The sequence below is a fragment of the Halovulum marinum genome (assembly GCF_009697225.1).
Classification (GTDB): Bacteria; Pseudomonadota; Alphaproteobacteria; order Rhodobacterales; family Rhodobacteraceae; genus Halovulum; species Halovulum marinum.
Genome location: NZ_WIND01000003.1, coordinates 1 through 19,950 on the forward strand (window position 1 = coordinate 1; position 19,950 = coordinate 19,950).

Consider the following 19,950-nt stretch of genomic DNA (forward strand, 5'->3'; position numbering starts at 1 on the left):
ATGATGCTGGGCGGGCGGCCGACCGGCAGCGCCGGGGTGATCTCGGCAACCGGCACCGCGGCGCCCGGATCCGGCGTCCCCGCGATCCGCGACAGCAGCTCGGGCTGCGCGATGAGTCCCTCCAGGTCCGGGCCCACGCCGTCGAACCGCGCGGTCAGGTCATGGGCCCGATCGTCCCGCAGCAGATACACCGCCTGCCTGCCCGCACGCGCGCCCATCAGAAATCTCATCGCAAAACTCCTCGTTGCTTTTGCCCGTTTTTGACGATATTGCTGTCCTGTGTCAAATAAAATCGATTTTCTTGACGCGGCCGTTTTCTTGACGCGGGCCGGAAGCCGCGAGGCGACGAGACATGAAACAGACAAGCTTTCTGGGCGATCTGCTCACGACGCTGTTCGAGCGCCGCCGCGTCGCCGCCGACAGCCGCGACCCGCGCCCGATCGAGGCGATGTGCCGCGCGCTGCTGTCGTCCGAGGGCATGGTGTCGGGGATTCAACTTTCCAGGGCGATCCTGTCGCGCTACGCCGGGCTCGACGGCGCCGGCAAGCGCGGCTTCTTCGACTTCCTGAACGACGCGCTCGAGCTTGACCCGGCACGCATCGCCGGGCTGGCGGCGCGCTACGCCGACAGCCCCGACGTCGAGACCTACCGCGCGCTGACCGCCGCCGCCGAGCCGCCGCGGCAGGAACTGCTGCGCCGCCTGAACCAGGCCGGCGGCGCGACCGCCGAGCTGGTGCGGATGCGCGCCGACCTGCTCGAGCTGTTGAGAGAGGCGCCGGAGCTGCGCCGGACCGACATGGATTTCATCCACCTGCTGCGCAGCTGGTTCAACCGCGGCTTCCTGGTGCTGCGGCCGATCACCTGGGAGACCTCGGCCAGCATCCTGGAAAAGATCGTCGCCTACGAGGCGGTGCACGCGATCGACGACTGGGACGACCTGCGCCGCCGGCTGTACCCGCCCGACCGGCGCTGCTTCGCCTATTTCCACCCGACCATGCCCGACGAGCCGCTGATCTTCGTCGAGGTGGCGCTGACCGCCGGCGTCGCCGGCTCGATCCAGCAGGTGCTGGCCGAGGACCGCACGCCGCTGCGGCCCGAGCAGATGACCACGGCGGTGTTCTACTCGATCTCGAACTGCCAGAAGGGGCTGAAAGGGATCTCGTTCGGCAACCTGCTGATCAAGCAGGTGGTGGCCGAGCTCGGCGCCGAGCTGCCGCAGCTCGACACCTTCGTCACGCTCTCGCCGATGCCCGGCTTCAGCCGCTGGCTGGCGCAGGTGCGCCATATCCCCCGCGCCGCGCGGATCCTGCGCGGCGCCGCCGGCCGCGACGAGGTCGAGGCCATGGCCGCGCGCTACCTGCTGCACGCGCGCACCGAGGACGGCGAGCCGCTGGACCCGGTCGCCCGCTTCCACCTCGGCAACGGCGCGCATGTCCACGCGGTGCACGCCGACGCCGACACCACCGGGAACGGCCGCCGCCAGTCCTGCGGCGCGATGGTGAACTATTTCTACGACCTGGCCCGGATCGAGGCGAACCACGCCGGTTTCGTGCTGCACGGCAAGATCGCCGCCGAAAAGGCGGTGCGCCAGAAGGCGTCCGCGCCCGAGAACCACCCGCAGGAGGCTGCCGAATGACGAACCACCTCTACGACGCGCTGTTCGCGCCGCACCGCGACAACGATGCCGTGTTCCTGCGCACCGGCGCCGGCGATGCGATCAGCTACCGCGCCTTCGTCGCCCGTGCGGCGCAGATCGCCGCCGTTCTGACCGGCGCGGGCGTCGGCGCCGGCGACCGGGTCGTGGTGCAGGCGCCGAAGCATCCGGACATGCTGGCGCTCTATGCCGCGACGCTGCAGTGCGGCGCGGTGTTCCTGCCGCTGAACACCGCCTACACCGAGGCCGAGCTGAGCTATTTCATCTCGGACGCCGCGCCGGGCCTGGTGGTCTGCGACGCCGCGGCCGAGAACCGGCTGGCGCCGATCGCCGCGGCCGCGGGGGCCGCGCTGCTGACGCTCGAGCGCGGCGGCGCCGGCAGCCTGCAGACCCGCGCCGACGCCGCGGACGCCGGTGTCGCGACGGTGGCGCGCGCGCCGGACGACCTGGCGGCGCTGCTCTACACCTCGGGCACCACCGGCCGGTCCAAGGGCGCGATGCTGACCCACGACAACCTGCTGAGCAACGCCCGCACGCTGGTCGAGCTGTGGCGCATCGCGCGCGCCGACCGGCTGATCCACGCGCTGCCGATCTTCCACACCCACGGCCTGTTCGTGGCGATCAACACCGCGCTGCTGGCCGGCGCCGAGATGCTGTTCCTGGAGACGTTCGACCGCGACCGCATCCTTGAGGCGCTGCCCGCGCACACGCTGATGATGGGGGTGCCGACCTTCTACACCCGGCTGCTGGCCGACGCGCGGCTGGATGCCGATCGCTGCGCCAACATGCGCCTGTTCGTCTCCGGCAGCGCGCCGCTGCTGGCCGAGACCCACGACGCCTTCGCCGCGCGCACCGGGCACCGCATTCTCGAGCGCTACGGCATGACCGAGACCAGCATGATCACCTCGAACCCCTATGACGGCGCGCGGCGGGCCGGCACCGTCGGCCAGCCGCTCGACGGGGTCGAGGTGCGGCTGACCGACGCCGACGGCAACCCGGTGCCCGAGGGCGAGGTCGGCATGATCGAGGTGCGCGGCCCGAACGTGTTCAAGGGCTACTGGAACATGCCCGAGAAGACCGCCGCCGAACTGCGGAGCGACGGCTTCTTCATCACCGGCGATCTGGGCCAGCACAGCGCCGACGGCTATCTGTCGATCGTCGGCCGCGCCAGGGACCTGATCATCACCGGCGGCTACAACGTCTATCCCGGCGAGATCGAGACGGTGCTCAACGCCCTGCCCGGCATCGCCGAATCGGCGGTGTTCGGCGTGCCCGACGCCGATTTCGGCGAGGCGATCGTCGCCGCCGTCGTGCCCGCCGACCGCACCGCGCCGCCGGAAGAGACGCTGCGCGACGCGGTCGGCGCCGCACTGGCCCGGTTCAAGCACCCGCGCCACTACTGGATGCTCGAGGCACTGCCGCGCAACGCCATGGGAAAGGTGCAGAAGGCTCAGCTGCGGGAAGACTGGACGGCGCGATCGGCCACCGGCACCGCCTGAACCCGGCATCGCCTGAACCCGACACCGCCTGAACCCGGCGTGGCCGGTGGGCCGGTGGGCCGGGTTCAGGCGGCGATGCGCTCAGCGCAGCGAGTCGCCGCTTTCCTTGTCGAAGACGTGCAGGTTGCCCCGCTCGACGCTGCCGGCGAAGCGCGATCCGGGGCGGTAGTGCGGCTCGCCGTCCAGCAGCGCTGTCACCGTCACGCCGGCGATGTCGACCAGCACGATGGTCTGCGCGCCGGTCGGCTCGATGATCGAGGTCTGGCCGACGAGGCTGCCGCCAGCATCATCGGGCAGGATGTGCTCGGGGCGGATGCCCAGCGTCACCGGCTGCCCGCGGGCGGCGCGCACGCCCTCCGGCAGCGGCAGCAGCGCGCCGTCTTCCAGCCGCGCCGCCGGTCCGGCGTCGCCGGGCTCGACCACCGCTTCGAGGAAGTTCATCGACGGCGTGCCGATGAAGCTGGCAACGAAGGTGTTCGCGGGCCGCTTGTACAGCTCCAGCGGCGTGCCCGCCTGCTCGATCCGGCCGCTGTTCAGCACCACGATCCGGTCGGCCAGGGTCATCGCCTCGATCTGGTCGTGGGTGACGTAGATCGAGGTGGTGCCGACCTTCTGGTGCAGCGCCTTGATCTCGGCCCGCATCTGCACCCGCAGCTTGGCGTCGAGGTTCGACAGCGGCTCGTCGAACAGGAACGCCTCGGGATTGCGGACGATGGCGCGGCCCATGGCGACGCGCTGGCGCTGGCCGCCCGACAGCTGCCCCGGCCGGCGCTCGAGCAGTTCGTCGATCTTCAGCAGCCGGGCCACGTCCTCGACCTTGCGCTGCCGCTCGGCCCGGCCGAGGCCCGACAGACGCAGGTTGAAGGCCATGTTCTGCGCCACCGTCATGTGCGGGTAGAGCGCGTAGTTCTGGAACACCATGGCGATGTTGCGCTCGCGCGGGTTCAGCTCGTTCACCGGCGCGCCGTCGATGCGGATTTCCCCGCCCGAAACGCTCTCCAGACCCGAGATCATCCGCAGCAGCGTCGACTTCCCGCAGCCCGACGGGCCGACCAGCGCCACGAACTCGCCGTCGGCGATCGACACGTTGATGTCGTGGATGACGGTCGCGGCCCCGAAGGACTTCTTCACTCCGATCAGGTCTACCGAACCCATGGCCCTTCCCTTTCCTGTTTCCGGACCGCCGTCAGGCGATCAGCGCCACGCTTTCGCGGGCGATCTCGTGGTGCAGCCGCGCGCCGTTCACGAAACGCATGACCTCGTCGATGGCGTTGCGCCCCTGGCGCAGATAGCTGCCGCGGCTGTGCCCCGAGGCATGCGGCGACAGCTTCACGTTGGGCATGTCGCGCAGCGGGCTGTCGTCGGCCAGCGGCTCGTTCTCGAACACGTCCAGCGCGGCGGTGAACCGGCCGCGGCGCAGATGCTCGATCAGCACCGCCTCATCGATGATCGCGGCGCGGGCGGTGTTGATCAGCAGCGCGCCGTCCGCCAGCCGCGACAGGTGGCCATCCTTGATCATGTGCCGGGTTTCGGGGATCACCGGCGCATGCAGCGAGACGATGCCGCAGCCTGCGAACATGGTGTCCAGATCGACCCGCTCGACGCCCAGATCGGCGGCGCCCTCGGCCGACAGGTAGGGGTCGAACACCATCACCCGCGGGCCGAAAGCGCGCAGAATCGCGATCACCAGCCGGCCGACATGGCCGGCGCCGACCAGCCCCACGGTCTGGTCCTGCAGCATCTGGCCCAGCTGGCCGCTTTTCAGCTGCGGCCAGCCCTCGCGGGCGTGCATGCCCCGGTCCAGCACCTCCAGCCGCCGCAGATGCGCCAGCATGTGGGCGACGGTGAATTCGGCCACCGCCCCGCCGATCACCGCGGCCGAATTGCTGGCCCGCAGCGTGCCCGCGGCGATCGCCTCGGTGATGCCCAGCGGCCGCACCGAGCCGGCGGAATGGGCGACGAAGCGCAGCTTGCCGGCCTGCCCCAGCGGCAGCGGCGGCGTCTTCCAGCCGGTGATCGCGGCGACCGCGTCCTGCAGCACCGGCGCCAGCCCCTCGGTGGTCAGCTGCGCGTCGGGCGGCCGGATCACCTCGGCGAAGCTCTCCAGCCGGGCAAGGTCGACCGGGTCCAGGACCTTGGCGCGGGTTTCCTCGGGCATGATCAGCGCCACTTTCGGCTTGTCGGTCATCGGCTGGTTGTCCTCCGTCATCGGATTGCGGGCTGCAGCAGGATCTCGGCCACATGGGCGCGCGCCGGCAGGCCCATGACGTAGACGCAGGTGCGTGCGACGTCTTCGGGCTGCAGCGCGGCGGCGCGCTTCTCGGCCGGAACCGGCGTCGGCCGGCGGTCCAGCAGCGGCGTGTCGGTCATGCCCGGCATCACCGTGGTCATGCGGATGCCGTTCGGCCATTCCTCTTCCATGATCGCGTGGCTCATCGCGCGCACCGCGGCCTTGCTGGCCTGGTAGGCGGCGCCCGAGGGGTCGGGCCGCACCGCCGCGGTGGACGAGACGTGGATCACCAGCCCGCCGCCGGCGGCGCGCATGCCCGGCAGCACCGCCCGCGTCAGGTTGTAGGCGGCATCGAGGTTGACCCGCAGCATCTGCTGCCAGTCGGCGTCGGCCAGTTCCGCGAAGGCGCGCCGCATGATGTTCATGCCGATGCAGTTGACCAGCACGTCGATCCGGCCGGCGTCGGCGAGGTCCGTGGCCAGCGCCCCGGCCGCGTCCGGCGCGGCGGCGTCCAGCAGCACCTGCCGGACCGCGCCTGCCCCTTGCGCACGGCAGGTCCGGGCGGTCTCGTCCAGCCGGTCCGCATCGCGCGCCAGCAGGATCAGTCCGGCGCCGCAGCGCGCGGCCAGCGCGGCGGTCGCCGCCCCCATGCCGCTGCTTGCGCCCGCGACGAGCACGGTGCGTCCGCTCAGGTCGGCCAGTTCGGTCGTCATGTTCAGCTGTTCCCCCTTCCGTGATCGGGTGGCGGCGCGGTCGAGGCGCGCACGACAAGTTCCGGAGTGATGTCGACATGCGCCCCGCCGCCCGCATCGCCGCGCCGGCCGTCCTCGAGATCGTGGATCAGGCGCCGGACGATGATCTCGGACATCCGTCCGATCGGCTGGCGGATCGTGGTCAGCGGCGGCTGCATGATCTCGGCGAAGACGATGTCGTCGAAGCCGACGATCGAGATGTCGCCGGGCACGCGCGCGCCGATGTCGCGGGCCCCGGCGTAGGCGCCCAGCGCGTACATGTCGTTGGCGGTGAAGATCGCCGTCGGCGGATCGCGCTGCGCCAGCAGCTCGCGCACCGCGGCACGGCCAAGCTGGGCCCCCTCGGTGTCGCCGAAGCCGGGCCGTGTGGCGCCCTGCCAGATGTGGCGATCTTCCAGCACCAGCCCCGCCTCCTCCATCGCCGCGCGCAGCCCGGCGAGGCGGCCGATGCGGCTGGAGGTGGAGATCGGCCCCGAGACGAAGGCGATGCGCTGGTGCCCCAGGCCGATCAGGTGCCGCGCCGCGAACCGGCCGCCGAGTTCCTGGTCGATGCTGACCGAGCAGGCGACCACGCCGCTGGCGCCGCGGCTGCGGCGGTCGAAGGCGGCGACGCGCAGGCCGCGGGCGGCCAGATCGCGCAGGTGGTCCATCGACACCGGCGACGAGCCGAAGATCACGCCGCGAATCGACGAGCCGAGCATGTCTTCGGCATAGGTCGCCTCGCGCGCGACCTCGCGCTCGGCATTGCAGACCAGCACCTTGTAGCCGAATTCCAGCGCCGCGCGTTCGACATGGTGCGAGACCGCGCCCCAGAACGGGTTGGCGACCGACGGCACGACCAGGCCAAGGGTCTGCGTCAGCCCGGATTTCAGCTGCCGCGCGGCGGCGTTGGGCGTGTACTGCAGCTTCTCGACGGCGGCCAGCACGCGGGCCCGTGTCTCGGTGCTGGTGCGGCCCTTGCGGCCGTTCAGCACGTTCGAGACGGTGCCCACCGACACCCCGGCCTCCTGCGCGACGTCCTTGATTCCAGCCATGAATTCTGCCCGGTCGGTTATACGGTTTACCTTGTCTACACGGATTGCCTATGCATTTCCATACAGATAATCATCGTCTTAGCTGCTTTTGTAAAAATCTGTCTTGCGATTCAATCGTAATCACGTTTAACGTTTTACCGCAACAACACAAAATCACGACGGTGGAGGGAAACATGCTCACCAAACCCACTTCGAGACGCGGCTTCCTGCGCGGCGGCGCGGCGCTGGCCGGCGGCGTCGCCATTGCCGGCATGCCCGCGCTGGCGCAGCAGGTCGCGCGCATCCGTGCCGGCGGCTATGTCGAAAGCCAGGAACAGCTGCGCCAGACCCTCGCCGTCTGGGAGGCATATTCCGAGGCCCACGAGGACGTCGAGATCGTCGCCGAGCTGACCAACTTCAGCGCGTTCACCGACAAGCTGGCGACCGAGGCCGCGGGCGGCAACGCGCCGGACTTCTTCAGCGTCAACGTCGACCTGATGGCCGAATACGCCAAGCGCGGCGTGATCCGCCCGCTGGACGAGTTCGTGCCCGATCCGCTGAACCTGGACGACTACCTGGACGGCGCCGTGCGCGCGGTGTCGCGGGACGGGCAGCTGTTCGCCATCCCCAACGACGCGATCGCGCCGGCATGCATGATGAACACCGCGATGATCGAAAAGGCCGGGGTCGAGATCCCGCCCGACATGTGGACCTGGGAACAGCTCGGCGACATGGCCGTCGCGGTGCACGAGGCGCTCGGCCCCCGCGTGTGGGGGATCGAGGACAACGGCGGCAACTACATCCCCTGCGACATCTTCCTGCGCTCGATGGGCAAGTCGATGTTCACCCCCGAGCACACCTTCGGCTTCGAGGAGGACGACCTGGCCGCCTGGTACGCCTACTGGGCCGGCCTGCGCGAGCGCGGCGGCGTCCCGCCGGGCGACATCCAGGCGCTGTCGACCGGCGATCCCAGCCAGACCGGGATCGTCACCGGCCGCACCGCGATGTACCTGACCCTGACCGACTCGTTCGCCGGGCTGCAGTCGCTGATGACCGACCCGATCCAGCTGCACCTGATGCCGAACGGTTTCGAGGGCGATGAGTTGAAGCAGCACCACTACGCCTATGCCGGCAACTCGACCGCACTGTGGTCGCAGAGCGAGCACCACGAGCGGGTCATCGACATCATCCGCTTCATGCACTTCGACCCGCAGGGGATCGAGATCTACTACCGCGGCAGCGGCATGGTGCCGGCCTCGAAGGCCGGGCGCGACGCGCTCGCGGCCGAGGGCGACGAGAACGAAAAGGCGATCGTGGCCTATCTCGACGTGCTCGAGAAGAACCCCGCGCCGCCGCGCCTGCCCGGCGTGCCCGGCATGAGCGGCATGCTGAGCCGCGCCAACGAGGGCGTCGCCTTCGGCAAGATGACCCCGAACGAGGCCGCGCGCCAGTTCATGCAGGAAGCCGGCGCGAAACTGTAACCGGGCCGGGCCCGTCGCACAGGCGCCGGGCCCGCCGCAACCCCTTCCCGGCCCGAGGCCACATGACCGCACAAGATCTCGATACCCTCGCCGCGCCCGGAGCGGCGGTGCGCACGCCGCGCCGCCGCGGGCTGCTGCGCAACCGGCACGTCGTCGGCTATCTGTTCCTGTCGCCGTGGATCGTCGGCTTCCTGTGCCTGACGCTGGGCCCGATCCTGGCGTCGCTGTACCTGTCGATGACCTCGTACGACCTGTTCAACGCGCCGCAGTGGCTGGGGCTGGAGAATTACCGCAAGCTGTTCTTCGACGACGAGCGCTACCTGCAGTCGCTGTCGGTCACCTTCCGCTACGTGGCGATGTCGGTGCCGCTGAAACTGGCCTTCGCGCTGGGCGTGGCGATGCTGCTGAACCGCGGCCTCGCCGGGCTGGGGTTCTACCGCTCGATCTACTACCTGCCGTCGCTGCTGGGCGGCAGCGTGGCGATCGCGATCATGTGGCGGCAGATCTTCTCCTACGACGGGGTGATCAACCGGATCTTGGAGCAGTTCGGCATCTTCGGGCCGAGCTGGATCTCGAATCCGGACTACTCGCTGTACACGCTGGTCACGCTGGCGGTGTGGCAGTTCGGCTCGCCCATGGTGATCTTCCTGGCCGGGCTGAAGCAGATCCCGCAGGACCTGTACGATGCCGCCGCGATCGACGGCGCCGGGCCGCTGCACAAGTTCTTCTTCGTGACGCTGCCGATGCTGACGCCGATCATCTTCTTCAACTTCGTGATGCAGCTGATCGGCGCGTTCCAGGCGTTCACGCCGTCCTACATCATCTCGAACGGGACCGGCGGACCGGCGGACAGCACGCTGTTCTACACGCTCTACCTCTACGAGCAGGGCTTCACCAACTTCCGCATGGGCTATGCCTCGGCGATCGCCTGGATCCTGGTCGGCATCATCGCCTCGGCCACGGCGATCTCGTTCCTCTCGGCAAAGTACTGGGTGCACTATGGCGACGAAGACTGACAGCCCCGGGCGGGCGTTCCGCCCGCGCCGGTTCATGCTGCACGCCGCGCTGGTGGCCGGCGCGTTCATCATGCTCTACCCGCTGCTGTGGCTGGCCAGCGCTTCGGTCAAGCCTTCGACACTGATCTTCTCGGACCCCAGCCTGATCCCGGGCGAGATCCGCCTGCAGAACTACGTCGAGGGCTGGCACGGCGCCGCGAACTCGTTCGGGGTATTCTTCGCCAACAGCTTCCTGATCGCCACGCTTGCGGTGATCGGCAACACCCTGGCCTGCAGCCTCGTGGCCTATGCCTTCGCGCGGCTCGAATTCGCGTTCAAGAAAACGCTGTTCGCGCTGATGCTGGTGACGATCATGCTGCCGCTGCACGCCACGCTGATCCCGCAGTACATTCTTTTCAACGGGCTGGGCTGGATCAACACCATCCTGCCGATCGTGGTGCCGAAGTTCCTGGCCGTGGACGCCTTCTTCGTGTTCCTGATGGTGCAGTTCATCCGCGGCATCCCGCGCGAGCTGGACGAGGCGGCGGCGATCGACGGCGCCGGGCCGATCCGGATCTACGTCTCGATCATCCTGCCGCTGCTGTCGCCGGCGCTGGTGACCACGGCGGTGTTCTCGTTCCTCTGGACCTACGAGGATTTCCTGACGCCGCTGGTCTACCTGACCTCGATCGACAACTACACCGTGCCGCAGGGGCTGCGCCTGTTCATGGCTTCGACCGGGGTGTCGGCCTGGGGCCCGATGCTGGCGATGTCGCTGCTGTCGCTGGTGCCGCTGTTCGTCATCTTCTTCCTGTTCCAGCGGCGCCTGATCGAAGGCATCGCGACCACCGGCCTGAAGGGCTGAACACTTTCCGAGGATATCAATGCCAAGACCCGCCATCACCGTCTTCACCAAGCCCTGGACCGAGGATCTGGGGGCCATGGCCGACAAGCTGGCCGCGCTGGGCGTGGACGGCGTCGAACTGGCCGTCCGCCCCGGCTACCAGGTGGTGCCGGAGACCGTGTCCCGCGACCTGCCCCGCGCCGCCGCCCGGCTGGCCGAGTCGGGGCTGACCGTGCCCAGCATCGCCAGCGGCTATGACGAGGCCACCATCGCCGCCTGCGGCGAGGCCGGCGTCGGGGTGATCCGCATCTGCGCCGGCATCGACATGGCCAAGGGCTACCTGGCCTCGGTCGACGCCTACCGGCGCGCGTTCGACGCCGCCCTGCCGGCGCTGGAGAAGCACGGCGTCGCGATCGGCGTGCAGAACCATCACGGCCACAACGTCGGCAGCGCCATCGGCCTGCGCCACATGCTCGAGGGCTATGATCCGCGCCAGGTCTGCGCGGTGCTGGACATGGCGCACTGCGCGCTGGACGGCGAGCCTGTCGACATGGCGGTGGACATCGTCAAGGACAGGATGAACGGGCTGGTGAACTTCAAGAGCGCCTACTACCACCGCGTCACCGGCCCCGAGGAGGACGAGGCGCGCTTCCGCGTGCAATGGACCACCCACGACCACGGCGGCTATTCCTGGCGCGCGCTGGTGCAGGAGCTGCGGAAGATCGGCTTCGAGGGCACGTTCTGCATGCCCGCCGAGTACTCGCCGCCGTTCGGAGTGGAGGGCAAGCAGCGCATGGGCGATGCGCCGCTGCCGCTGCTCCGGCACGACCTGGCGCATCTGCGCGCGCTCATCGACGACATCTACGGCTGAGCCCGGAGGGACCATGGACATGCAGGGCAAGACCGCCGTCGTCACCGGCGGTGGCCGCGACATCGGCCGCGCCACCGCGATGGCGCTGGCCGAGGCCGGCGCGCGTGGCGATCAACTACCACAGCAGCGGCGCGGGGGCCGAAACCGCCGTCGCCGAGATCGAGGCGGCGGGCGGCGAGGCCCTGGCGCTGCAGGGCGACATGACCCGCGCCGCGGACGCCGCCGCGCTGATCGCCGCGGCCGTCGAGCGCTGGGGCAGCCTCGATGCGCTGGTGCACGTCACTGGCGGGCTGGTGGCGCGCAAGCCGATCCCCGAGATCACCGCCGAACACTGGCAGACGGTGATGGACCTGAACGTCACCTCGCTGCTCCATGTGGTGCAGGCGGCGCTGCCGCATTTCAACGACGGCGGCGCGATCGTCGCGCTGGCCTCGCAGGCGGGCCGCGACGGCGGCGGCACGGGCGCGGTCGCCTACGGCGCATCGAAGGGCGCGGTGATGAGCATGACCCGCGCCATGGCCAAGGAACTGGGGCCGAAGCTGCGGGTGAACGCGATCTGCCCCGGCATGATCGACACCGATTTCCACAACGTGTTCTCGCAGCCCGAGGCGCGCCGGAAGACTGCCGGGAACACGCCGCTGAAGCGCGAGGGCACCTCCGAGGATGTCGGCAACCTGGCCTGCTACCTGGCCTCCGACCGCGCCGCGTTCATCACCGGGGCCTGCGTCGACATCAACGGCGGCACGCTGTTCTCGTAGTGCGGCGCCGGTTGCGGCGCCGCACGGTCTCAGCCACGCCCGGCGGCGGCCTCGCGCAGTTTCGTGATCGTGGTGCGCGACGAGATCTGCTCGGGATCGGTCAGCAGTTCGATCACCGCCGGCCGGCCGCTGGCCCGCGCCCGCTCCAGCGCCGGGGCGAAGTCCCCGGTCCGGGTGACGCGTTCGGCATGGGCGCCGAGGCCCTCGGCCATGCGGCAGAAATCGCCGTTGCCCAGGCTGGTGCCCGAGACGCGGCCGGGGTGGTCCCGCTCCTGGTGCATGCGGATGGTGCCGTACATGCCGTTGTTGAACAGCAGCACGATCGGGGTCGCGCCGTACTGCGCGGCGGTGGCCAGCTCGTTGCCGCTCATCATGAAGCCGCCGTCGCCGACGAAGCCCAGCACCAGCCGGTCGGGGTGCTTCAGCGCCGCCGCCACCGCCGCCGGCACCGCGTAGCCCATCGCGCCGCAGGTCGAGCCCAGCTCGCGCCCCGGACGGCCGAAGCGCAGGAACCGCTGCGCCCAGCCGGTGTGGTTGCCCGCATCCAGCGTCACGATCGTGTCCGCCGGCAGCCCGTCGCGCAGCTGCGCCAGCGCCACGCCCATGTCCAGCGGCCAGGCGCCGTGCGCCGGCACCTCGGTGTCGGCCAGATACTCGGCGTGCAAGGCCCGGCACCAGCCGTCCCAGGCCCCTGCCCGGCCCAGGTCGAGGTCCGCCAGGCGGCGCGCCGCCGCCGCCGGCGTGCTGACAAGGCCGAGGTCCGGCGCGTAGACCCGGCCAAGCTCGTCCGGGTCGGGATAGACGTGCACCAGCCGCACGCCCGGCTCGGGCGGGCGGATGGTCTCGTAGGTGCGGGTGGTCATCTCGCCCAGCCGCGCGCCGATCACCAGCAGCAGGTCGGCCTCCTTCAGCCGGGAATACAGCGAGGGCACGGTCGAGGTGCCGAAATCGCCGGCGAACACCGGCGAGGCGGCGGCGACGATGTCCTGGCGCCGGAACGAGCAGGCCACGGGGATGCCGTTGCGCTCGGCGAAGCGGGTGATGTCGGCGCAGGCCGCCGCGTCCCAGCCCGAACCGCCGACCAGCAGCAGCGGCCGCTCGGCCGCCGCCAGCTCGGCGCGGACCGCGTCGACCGCCTCGGGCGACAGCGTGGCCTGCGCCGGCACGAACGGGCGGCTGTCGGCGACCCGGACGGTCTGGGTCAGCATGTCCTCGGGCAGCGCGATCACCACCGGCCCCGGCCGGCCCGAGGTGGCGACGCGGAACGCCCGCGCCATGTACTCGGGAATGCGCGCGGCATCGTCGATCTGCGTCGCCCACTTGGCGACGGTGCCGAACATGGCGCGATAGTCGATCTCCTGGAACGCCTCGCGGTCGGTGGTGTCGCGGGCGATCTGCCCCACCAGCAGGATCATCGGCGTGCTGTCCTGCTGTGCGATGTGAACGCCGATGGCCGCGTGGCAGGCGCCGGGTCCGCGGGTGACCATGGCGATGCCGGGCCGGCCGGTCAGCTTGCCGTAGGCCTCGGCCATGTTCGCCGCCCCGGCCTCGTGCCGGGCGTTGATCAGCGCGAAGCGATCGCCGGTGTCGTGCAGCGCGTCCAGCACCTCGAGATAGCTTTCCCCGGGCACGCAGAACGCGGTGTCGGCGCCGTGCAGCAGCAACTGGTCGACCAGCACCTGTCCGCCGGTGCGCGCGCCGGGCTCCGACCGTTTCAGCATCCTGTTGTCTCCTTCTCGAACCTTCACTCGCCGGTCGACAGCGCCGGCGCCGCGGGGCGCGTCGCCTGCCGCGCCAGGACCAGCCCGGCGCAGGCCAGCCCCGCCAGCGTCAGCCGCCAGTCGGGATAGATCAGCAGCAGCGCCGCAGCGAACGTTATCATCGCCTGCCAGATCCGCAGCCGGCCGAAGAAATAGCGCTGCAGCGCCGCCGCCAGCAGGATCACCCCCAGCGTCGCCTGCAATACCACCACGATCACCCGGACGGTGTCACCCTGCATCAGGATCGCCGGCTCGTAGACGAACATGAACGGCACGATGAAGCCGGTCGCGCCCAGTTTCACCGCCGCCACGCTGGCCTCGACGATGCGCGCCTTGGACAGGGTGTTGGCGGCATAGACCGCCATCGCCACCGGCGGCGTGATCGCCGACAGGATCGCGAAGTAGAACACGAACAGGTGCGCCGCCTCGACCTGCACCCCCAGCTTGACCAGCGCCGGCACCAGCAGCGCCACCTGCACGATGTAGGCCGGCGTCGTCGGCATCCCCATGCCCAGGATGATCCCCGCCACCATCGACAGCAGCAGCGCGATCAGCAGCTTGTCCTCGGCCGCCGAGATCACGAAGTTCGAGAACGTCAGCCCCAGCCCGGTGATGTCGATCACGCCGACCACGATCCCGGCGCAGGCGCTGGCGGCGGCGATCGACAGCACGTTGCGCGCGCCGTTCTCCAGCGCCAGAAGGATGTTGTCCAGCGTCACGTAGTGCCGCGTCGTGCGCCGCAGGAAGGCGGTCGGCACCACCGACAGGATCCCGCACAGCGCCGAGAACGGCGCCGAATAGCCCATCAGCAGCACGCCGACGATCACCGCCAGCGGCAGGAACAGGTGGCCGCGCTCGCGCAGCACCAGGCCCATCGGCACCTGGTCCTCCTTGGGGATCGAGCCGATGTTGCGGCGCTTGGCCTCGAAATGCACCGCCGCGAACAGCGCGACGTAGAACAGGATCGCCGGCGCGATGGCGTAGGTGGCGACCGTCAGGTAGCCGACGCCCAGGTATTCGGCCATCACGAAGGCGGCGGCGCCCATCACCGGCGGCATGATCTGCCCGCCGGTCGAGGCCACCGCCTCGACCGCGCCGGAGAACGCCGGGGTGAAGCCCATGCGCTTCATCAGCGGGATCGAGAAGGTGCCGGTGGTCATCACGTTCGCCACCGCCGAGCCCGAGACCGAGCCGAACATCCCCGAGGTCACGCAGGCGACCTTGGCCGGCCCGCCGGCCTGCCGCCCGGTCAGCGCCACGGCGAAGTCCATGAACAGCTGGCCGACGCCCATGCGCTCGACCAGGCTGCCGAAGATGATGAACAGCACCATGTAGGTCGCCGAGACCGCGATCGGGATGCCGAAGATCCCCTCGGTGGTCATCATCAGCTGCTCCAGGATCACGCTGGGCAGCGTCGAGGTGAAGAAGAAGCCGTAGGCCAGGAAGGCGATCGCGGTCAGCGGCAGCACCGGCCCCAGCATCCGCCGCGTCGCCTCCAGCACCAGCAGCACCAGCACCACGGCCACCGCCAGGTCGACCGGCGTCAGCGGGTCGACGTAGATGAAGCGGCTGTAGAGGTAGTCGAGGTTCAGCGACGGATAGAGCGCGGCCGCAAGGCCCGCGACCGCCAGCGGGATGTCGTACCAGGCGGTGCGGCTGGTCAGCATTCCGCGGCGGTCCACGGTGATGAAGATCAGCAGCAGCGCCAGCGCGACATGGGTGCCGCGCATCACATAGGGGCCGGGCGTGCCGACGAAGGCGACGTAGAGATGCCAGAGCGCCATCCCCACCAGCGTGATCCGCGCCAGCCGGGCCAGCAGCGGTATGTCGTCCGCGAAAATCGACAGGCGCATGAAGTCCTCCGGAGAGCTGGCGCAGGTAGCGGAAAACGGGCGGCGCCGGGACAGGCGCCGCCCGCGCGGCCCGGAAACGGCCCCGGGCCGGCTGGGGGCTCAGCCGTCGAACGAGATGCCGCGTTCCTCGTAGAACTCCTTCGCCGCCGGGTGCATCGGCACGCCGATGTCGGTGGCCATCTCCTCGGCGGTCAGGTTCGACATGCTCTTGTTGATCGCGGCCATCGAGTCGAGGTTGTCCAGCACCGCCGACAGCACCTGCTTGACGATCGCGCCGTCGAAGTCGCAGTCGGCGATCATGTGGGTGTCGTAGGTGACGGCGTTCACCTCCTCGTCGACGCCGGGATAGGCGCCGGCCGGCACCTTGCGCAGCTGGAAGGCGGCGTTCTGTTCCTTGAACATCCTGAAGGTTTCCTCGTCGATGCCGACCACGTCGATGTCGCGGGACGAGGCGATGTCCATCACCGCGCCGGCCGGCATCGCCGTGCCCAGGGTGAACACGTCGGCATGGCCGTCCTTCATCATCGACGCGCTGTCCGAGTACGAGACGTGGCTGACGTCGTCCAGATCGTCGTAGCTCAGCCCGACCGAGGCCAGCGCCGCCTTGGTCAGCAGCTCGCCGGTGTGGCCGTTCTGCTGCGTGGTCAGCCGCTTGCCCTTGAAGTCGGCCAGCGTCTCGATCCCGGCGCTGTCCAGGGCGATGATCTGGAAGTACTGCGGGTACAGCACGCCCAGGTTGCAGACGTTTTCCGTCGCCTGGCGGAACGGCTCCTTGCCGGTCTGCCCGTCGACGGTCGAGATCGAGTTGGCGAAGGCGATCGGGAACCGCCCGCTGTCGACGCCGACCACGTTGGCGACGCCCGCGCCCGGGGTGACGGTGATGGTGACGTCCGGGTTGGCCTTCTCGACCGCCGCCTTGATCGCCCCGCCCACCGGGAACCACGACCCGCCCTGCGAGCCGGTGGCGAACACGAACTCCTGCGCCTGCGCGCCTCCGCCGGCCATGGCGATGGCCAGAACGCCTGCCCGAGCGGCCAGTTTCAGTGTGAACATGAGTTTCCTCCCAACATTTGTTTTCGGCGCTTATGCGCCGCCGGCCCCGGTCGCGCCGGATGGGCCGCCGCCGTGGCGACGCCCCGCGCCGCGACCCGCCGCCAGCTTCCGGAGGCCATCGCTACTTGTCAATAATTAATACAGCAGAGGCGGGTCAAAGGGGGACTTGTCATAACCCGTATCGCGTGCTTCAACAGTGACTCGCCGCGTATGGGCAAGGATCGTGTTCTCCGGAGGGGCGCATTTTACGTCAGGTTGTCATACAATCGTCCCGCTTGCTGCGATAAGGGTCCGTATGGATGACAATCCCGCCATCGGCGATCCGCTTGCCCGCGGCGCGACGCTCAGCGACCAGGTTTCCCGGGCGCTGCGCGACGGCATCACCGACGGCGCCTGGCCCGTGGGCACAGGGTTGCCGTCGGAGGCCGCGCTTGCGCGCGAGATGCAGGTGAGCCGCACCGTGATCCGCGAAGCGGTGTCGCGGCTGAAGGCAGAGGGACTGCTGTCCAGCCGCCAGGGCCGCGGGACTGTCGTGGCCAGCGACCGCCCGCGCCGCGGTTTTGCTATCGATGCGGACGACATGGCGAACCTTCGCAAGCTGTCGCAGATCCTCGAGCTGCGCCTCGGCCTCGAGGTCGAGGCGGCGGCCCTTGCCGCGCGGCGCCGCGGCGCGCGCGACCTGGCCGAGATCGCCGCCGCGCGCGATGCGTTCCGGCAGGCCGCCGCCGCCGCCGCGCCGGACATCCGCGCGGGCGTCGCGGCGGATCTGCGCTTTCACCGCGCGATCTGCGCGGCCACCGGCAACGACTACTACATCGACCTGTTCGCCTGTCTCTCCGCCAGCCTGAGGGAAACCGTCGCCGCCGGCCGGCAGCAGGCGATAAGGCGGGGCGGCGCCGGCCGCGCCGCCGCCGCCGAGCACGACGGCATCCTGCACGCGATCGAGGCGGGCGACGCCATCGCCGCCGGCGCGCAGATGCGCCGCCACCTGACCGACGCCAGCGACCGCCTGCTGGGGCAGCTGCGCGACCGCGGCCGGGGCCGGTCATGATCGGCGCGGGCGACGGCGGCCTGCCGACGCTGCGGATCCGCAAGCGGGTGACGCTGACCGACCAGCTGTACGGGCAGATCCTCGAGCAGATCGTGTCCGGCGCGCTGAAGGAGGGCGAGAAACTGCCGTCCGAGCACCAGATTTGCGACGCCTTCGCGGTGTCGCGCCCGGTGGTGCGCGAGGCGCTGCGCAAGCTGCGCGACGACGGGTTGATCGAGGCGCGGCGCGGCGTCGGCTCGTTCGTGCGCCGCCGTCCGCCGCAGGGGCTGATCCAGTTCGCCCCGGCCGACAGCGTCGCCGGGCTGATGCGCGCGATCGAGGCGCGGATGACGGTCGAGAAGGCCACCGCGCGCTATGCCGCGATCCGCGCCGGTGCCGAGCAGATCGACCGGATCGAGGCGGCGCTGATCGCGCTGGAGGCCAGCATGCGGGCGCGCGCGCCGTCGCGGGACGCCGACTTCGCCTTCCACCTGGCGGTGGCCGAGGCCAGCGGCAACGAGGCCTTCGTGACGATGCTGAACGCCACCCGCGAGTCGACCGAGCGCGCGATCGAGGTCGCGCAGAGCATCACCCGCGGCGGCTCGCAGGCGCGGATCGAGCGGGTGATGCGCGAGCACCGCCAGATCTTCGACGCCATCGCCGGCCGCGACGCCGACGCCGCCGGGCTGGCGATGGCCTACCACCTGTTGCAGGCGCGCCAGCGCATCACCGACCACGCCCGCGAGGAATAGCCCATGACCCAAGCTTCGACCGCGACCGCCCGCCCGGCCTATGTCCGGCTGGTCGAGGACACGCCCCTGCCCCGCGTCGCCCTGTGCCGGCAGAGCTTTGCGGCCACGCGGATCGACGATCCGGTCGCCGCGCTGCGCCGGGCGCTGGCCGAGGCGCCCTGCACCGCCAGGATCCATCCGGGCATGACGGTCGCCGTCACCGCCGGCAGCCGCGGCATCGCCGCCTTCCCCGAATTGCTGCGCGGCATCGTCGCCGACCTGCGCGCGCGCGGCGCGCAGCCGTTCGTGGTGCCGGCGATGGGCAGCCACGGCGGCGCCACCGCCGAGGGCCAGACCCGGCTGCTGGCCAGTCTCGGCGTCACCGAGGCCAGCATCGGCTGCGCGATCCGCTCGTCGATGGACACGGTCGAGGTCGGCCGGCTCGACAACGGCATGTCGGTGCGCATCGACCGGCTGGCGCACGAGGCCGACGGCATCGTGCTGTTCAACCGGATCAAGCCGCACACCTCGTTCCGGGCGCCGAACGAGAGCGGGCTGGCGAAGATGCTGGCGATCGGTCTCGGCAAGCAGTCGGGGGCCGAGAACTGCCACGCCCGCGGCATCGACGCGGTGCCGGTCTACATCGATGCGATGGCGCGGATGAAGCTGGAGCGTTGCAAGGTGCTGTTCGGCGTCGGCACGGTCGAGAACGCCTACGACCAGCTGGGCCACATCGCGGTGCTGGACAGCGCCGGGCTGATCGAGGCCGAACAGCCGCTGCTGCGGCAGGCGATGGCGAACATGCCGCGGCTGCCGCTGGGGCCGGTCGACGCGCCGATGGCCGAGGGGCAGCTGGACGTGCTGGTGGTGGACCAGATCGGCAAGGAATTCTCGGGCACCGGCATGGACCCGAACATCACCCACCGGTTCTCGTCGCCGAAGATGACGGCGACGCTGCACATCGCCCGGCTGGCGGCGCTGGAGCTGTCGCCGCGCAGCAACGGCAACGGCAACGGCGCGGCGCGCGCCGACGTGGTGACCGCACGGCTGGAGGCGGCGTTCGACCGCGAGGCGGTCTATGCCAACGCGCTGACCTCGACGGTGCTGGTGCAGGCGAAGATGCCGATGGTGATGCCCGACGACCGCACCGCGATCCAGACCGCGGTGCGGACCTGCGGCGCGGCCGACCTGTCGCGCCCGCGGCTGCTGCGCATTCCGAACACGCTGCACCTGGAGCATTTCTACGCCTCCGAGGCGATGCTGCCGGAGCTGGAGGCGCGCGGCAACGTGCAGGTGATCGGCCCGCCGCAGGACATGCGGTTCCGCGACGGTCTGCTGGCCGACCCGTGGCCGGAACCGGCCGCGTGACACGGATTACACCGTGATTTCGTGAATTTCACCGTGTAAACCCTTTAAGACATTAGAA

Annotated in this window: 17 protein-coding genes and 1 pseudogene; 10 read left to right on the top strand and 8 right to left on the bottom strand. The window is 70.1% G+C overall.

All coding sequences use genetic code 11. From position 1 onward, the window contains the following. Nucleotides 1-230: pseudogene (locus tag GE300_RS05655) on the bottom strand (fumarylacetoacetate hydrolase family protein); the annotation flags it as partial. Between the two features lie 122 nt (nt 231-352). Here GE300_RS05655 and GE300_RS05660 point away from each other — a divergent pair. Then, nucleotides 353-1,636 (top strand): malonyl-CoA decarboxylase, encoded by a 1,284-nt coding sequence (locus GE300_RS05660; protein WP_154445599.1) that lies wholly within the window; start codon nt 353-355, stop codon nt 1,634-1,636. Beyond that, nucleotides 1,633-3,153 carry an AMP-binding protein gene (locus GE300_RS05665; protein WP_154445600.1) on the top strand — a complete coding sequence of 507 codons (1,521 nt, stop codon included), beginning with the start codon at nt 1,633-1,635 and terminating at the stop codon, nt 3,151-3,153. The genes GE300_RS05660 and GE300_RS05665 overlap by 4 nt, the downstream gene beginning before the upstream one ends. Before the next feature lie 81 nt (nt 3,154-3,234). Here GE300_RS05665 and GE300_RS05670 read toward each other — a convergent pair whose 3' ends face one another. From GE300_RS05670 to GE300_RS05685, 4 genes are read right to left on the bottom strand one after another with little or no spacing between them, the layout of a single operon-like run. Then, a complete protein-coding gene (locus tag GE300_RS05670; RefSeq protein ID WP_154445601.1) occupies nt 3,235-4,308 on the bottom strand; it encodes an ABC transporter ATP-binding protein in 1,074 nt (357 codons plus the stop codon). A gap of 31 nt (nt 4,309-4,339) precedes the next feature. Continuing rightward, nucleotides 4,340-5,341, bottom strand: coding sequence for a hydroxyacid dehydrogenase (locus tag GE300_RS05675; RefSeq protein WP_154445602.1), 1,002 nt, complete (start codon nt 5,339-5,341; stop codon nt 4,340-4,342). Nucleotides 5,342-5,358: 17 nt separating this feature from the next. Beyond that, nucleotides 5,359-6,096 (bottom strand): SDR family oxidoreductase, encoded by a 738-nt coding sequence (locus tag GE300_RS05680; RefSeq protein ID WP_154445603.1) that lies wholly within the window; start codon nt 6,094-6,096, stop codon nt 5,359-5,361. A 2-nt stretch (nt 6,097-6,098) separates the two neighbouring features. Next, nucleotides 6,099-7,169, bottom strand: a complete 1,071-nt coding sequence (locus tag GE300_RS05685) for a LacI family DNA-binding transcriptional regulator (protein WP_154445604.1) — start codon at nt 7,167-7,169, stop codon at nt 6,099-6,101. Nucleotides 7,170-7,342: 173 nt separating this feature from the next. Between GE300_RS05685 and GE300_RS05690 the strand changes: the two genes are divergently transcribed. The 5 genes from GE300_RS05690 to GE300_RS05710 all read left to right on the top strand — a co-directional run bounded on the left by GE300_RS05690 (nt 7,343) and on the right by GE300_RS05710 (nt 12,097). Next, nucleotides 7,343-8,629, top strand: coding sequence for an ABC transporter substrate-binding protein (locus GE300_RS05690; protein WP_233416808.1), 1,287 nt, complete (start codon nt 7,343-7,345; stop codon nt 8,627-8,629). Nucleotides 8,630-8,691: 62 nt separating this feature from the next. Beyond that, entirely contained in the window at nt 8,692-9,645 is a 954-nt protein-coding gene (locus GE300_RS05695; RefSeq protein ID WP_154445606.1) for a carbohydrate ABC transporter permease, read from the top strand. After that, entirely contained in the window at nt 9,629-10,489 is an 861-nt protein-coding gene (locus GE300_RS05700; protein ID WP_154445607.1) for a carbohydrate ABC transporter permease, read from the top strand. Before GE300_RS05695 ends, GE300_RS05700 begins: the two co-directional genes overlap by 17 nt. A 19-nt stretch (nt 10,490-10,508) precedes the next feature. Continuing rightward, nucleotides 10,509-11,339, top strand: coding sequence for a sugar phosphate isomerase/epimerase family protein (locus GE300_RS05705; RefSeq protein WP_154445608.1), 831 nt, complete (start codon nt 10,509-10,511; stop codon nt 11,337-11,339). A gap of 104 nt (nt 11,340-11,443) precedes the next feature. Continuing rightward, on the top strand, nt 11,444-12,097 hold the full coding sequence (locus GE300_RS05710) for an SDR family NAD(P)-dependent oxidoreductase (protein WP_325063124.1): 654 nt from the start codon (nt 11,444-11,446) through the stop codon (nt 12,095-12,097). Between the two features lie 29 nt (nt 12,098-12,126). Here the strand turns inward: GE300_RS05710 and GE300_RS05715 are convergent, their stop codons facing one another. The 3 genes from GE300_RS05715 to GE300_RS05725 all read right to left on the bottom strand — a co-directional run bounded on the left by GE300_RS05715 (nt 12,127) and on the right by GE300_RS05725 (nt 16,763). Continuing rightward, a complete protein-coding gene (locus tag GE300_RS05715) occupies nt 12,127-13,818 on the bottom strand; it encodes a thiamine pyrophosphate-binding protein (protein WP_154445609.1) in 1,692 nt (563 codons plus the stop codon). 23 nt (nt 13,819-13,841) lie between these two features. After that, the gene (locus GE300_RS05720; RefSeq protein ID WP_154445610.1) at nt 13,842-15,710 is read right to left on the bottom strand and encodes a TRAP transporter permease; all 1,869 of its coding nucleotides are present in this window, start codon (nt 15,708-15,710) and stop codon (nt 13,842-13,844) included. A gap of 99 nt (nt 15,711-15,809) precedes the next feature. Further along, nucleotides 15,810-16,763, bottom strand: a complete 954-nt coding sequence (locus GE300_RS05725; RefSeq protein WP_154445611.1) for a TAXI family TRAP transporter solute-binding subunit — start codon at nt 16,761-16,763, stop codon at nt 15,810-15,812. Nucleotides 16,764-17,058: 295 nt separating this feature from the next. Between GE300_RS05725 and GE300_RS05730 the strand changes: the two genes are divergently transcribed. Genes GE300_RS05730 through GE300_RS05740 form a run of 3 tightly spaced genes read left to right on the top strand, consistent with a single transcriptional unit; the run spans nt 17,059 to nt 19,892 of the window. Continuing rightward, entirely contained in the window at nt 17,059-17,814 is a 756-nt protein-coding gene (locus GE300_RS05730) for a FadR/GntR family transcriptional regulator (protein WP_154445612.1), read from the top strand. Next, complete coding sequence (locus GE300_RS05735; RefSeq protein ID WP_154445613.1) at nt 17,811-18,545, top strand: FadR/GntR family transcriptional regulator; 735 nt, start codon at nt 17,811-17,813, stop codon at nt 18,543-18,545. Before GE300_RS05730 ends, GE300_RS05735 begins: the two co-directional genes overlap by 4 nt. Before the next feature lie 3 nt (nt 18,546-18,548). Further along, nucleotides 18,549-19,892: a nickel pincer cofactor-dependent isomerase, group 22 gene (locus GE300_RS05740; RefSeq protein WP_154445614.1), complete on the top strand. Its 1,344-nt coding sequence runs from the start codon at nt 18,549-18,551 to the stop codon at nt 19,890-19,892. The last annotated feature ends 58 nt before the right edge of the window (nt 19,893-19,950 follow it).

Excerpts from the sequence above, each read along its gene's own strand:
- GE300_RS05665 (WP_154445600.1), top strand. The coding sequence starts at position 1,633 with ATGACGAACCACCTCTACGACGCGCTGTTCGCGCCGCACCGCGACAAC.
- GE300_RS05670 (WP_154445601.1), bottom strand. The coding sequence starts at position 4,308 with ATGGGTTCGGTAGACCTGATCGGAGTGAAGAAGTCCTTCGGGGCCGCG.
- GE300_RS05695 (WP_154445606.1), top strand. The coding sequence starts at position 8,692 with ATGACCGCACAAGATCTCGATACCCTCGCCGCGCCCGGAGCGGCGGTG.
- GE300_RS05730 (WP_154445612.1), top strand. The coding sequence starts at position 17,059 with ATGGATGACAATCCCGCCATCGGCGATCCGCTTGCCCGCGGCGCGACG.
- GE300_RS05700 (WP_154445607.1), top strand. The coding sequence starts at position 9,629 with ATGGCGACGAAGACTGACAGCCCCGGGCGGGCGTTCCGCCCGCGCCGG.
- GE300_RS05705 (WP_154445608.1), top strand. The coding sequence starts at position 10,509 with ATGCCAAGACCCGCCATCACCGTCTTCACCAAGCCCTGGACCGAGGAT.
- GE300_RS05725 (WP_154445611.1), bottom strand. The coding sequence starts at position 16,763 with ATGTTCACACTGAAACTGGCCGCTCGGGCAGGCGTTCTGGCCATCGCC.
- GE300_RS05690 (WP_233416808.1), top strand. The coding sequence starts at position 7,343 with ATGCTCACCAAACCCACTTCGAGACGCGGCTTCCTGCGCGGCGGCGCG.
- GE300_RS05660 (WP_154445599.1), top strand. The coding sequence starts at position 353 with ATGAAACAGACAAGCTTTCTGGGCGATCTGCTCACGACGCTGTTCGAG.
- GE300_RS05685 (WP_154445604.1), bottom strand. The coding sequence starts at position 7,169 with ATGGCTGGAATCAAGGACGTCGCGCAGGAGGCCGGGGTGTCGGTGGGC.
- GE300_RS05715 (WP_154445609.1), bottom strand. The coding sequence starts at position 13,818 with ATGCTGAAACGGTCGGAGCCCGGCGCGCGCACCGGCGGACAGGTGCTG.
- GE300_RS05740 (WP_154445614.1), top strand. The coding sequence starts at position 18,549 with ATGACCCAAGCTTCGACCGCGACCGCCCGCCCGGCCTATGTCCGGCTG.
- GE300_RS05720 (WP_154445610.1), bottom strand. The coding sequence starts at position 15,710 with ATGCGCCTGTCGATTTTCGCGGACGACATACCGCTGCTGGCCCGGCTG.
- GE300_RS05675 (WP_154445602.1), bottom strand. The coding sequence starts at position 5,341 with ATGACCGACAAGCCGAAAGTGGCGCTGATCATGCCCGAGGAAACCCGC.
- GE300_RS05735 (WP_154445613.1), top strand. The coding sequence starts at position 17,811 with ATGATCGGCGCGGGCGACGGCGGCCTGCCGACGCTGCGGATCCGCAAG.
- GE300_RS05680 (WP_154445603.1), bottom strand. The coding sequence starts at position 6,096 with ATGACGACCGAACTGGCCGACCTGAGCGGACGCACCGTGCTCGTCGCG.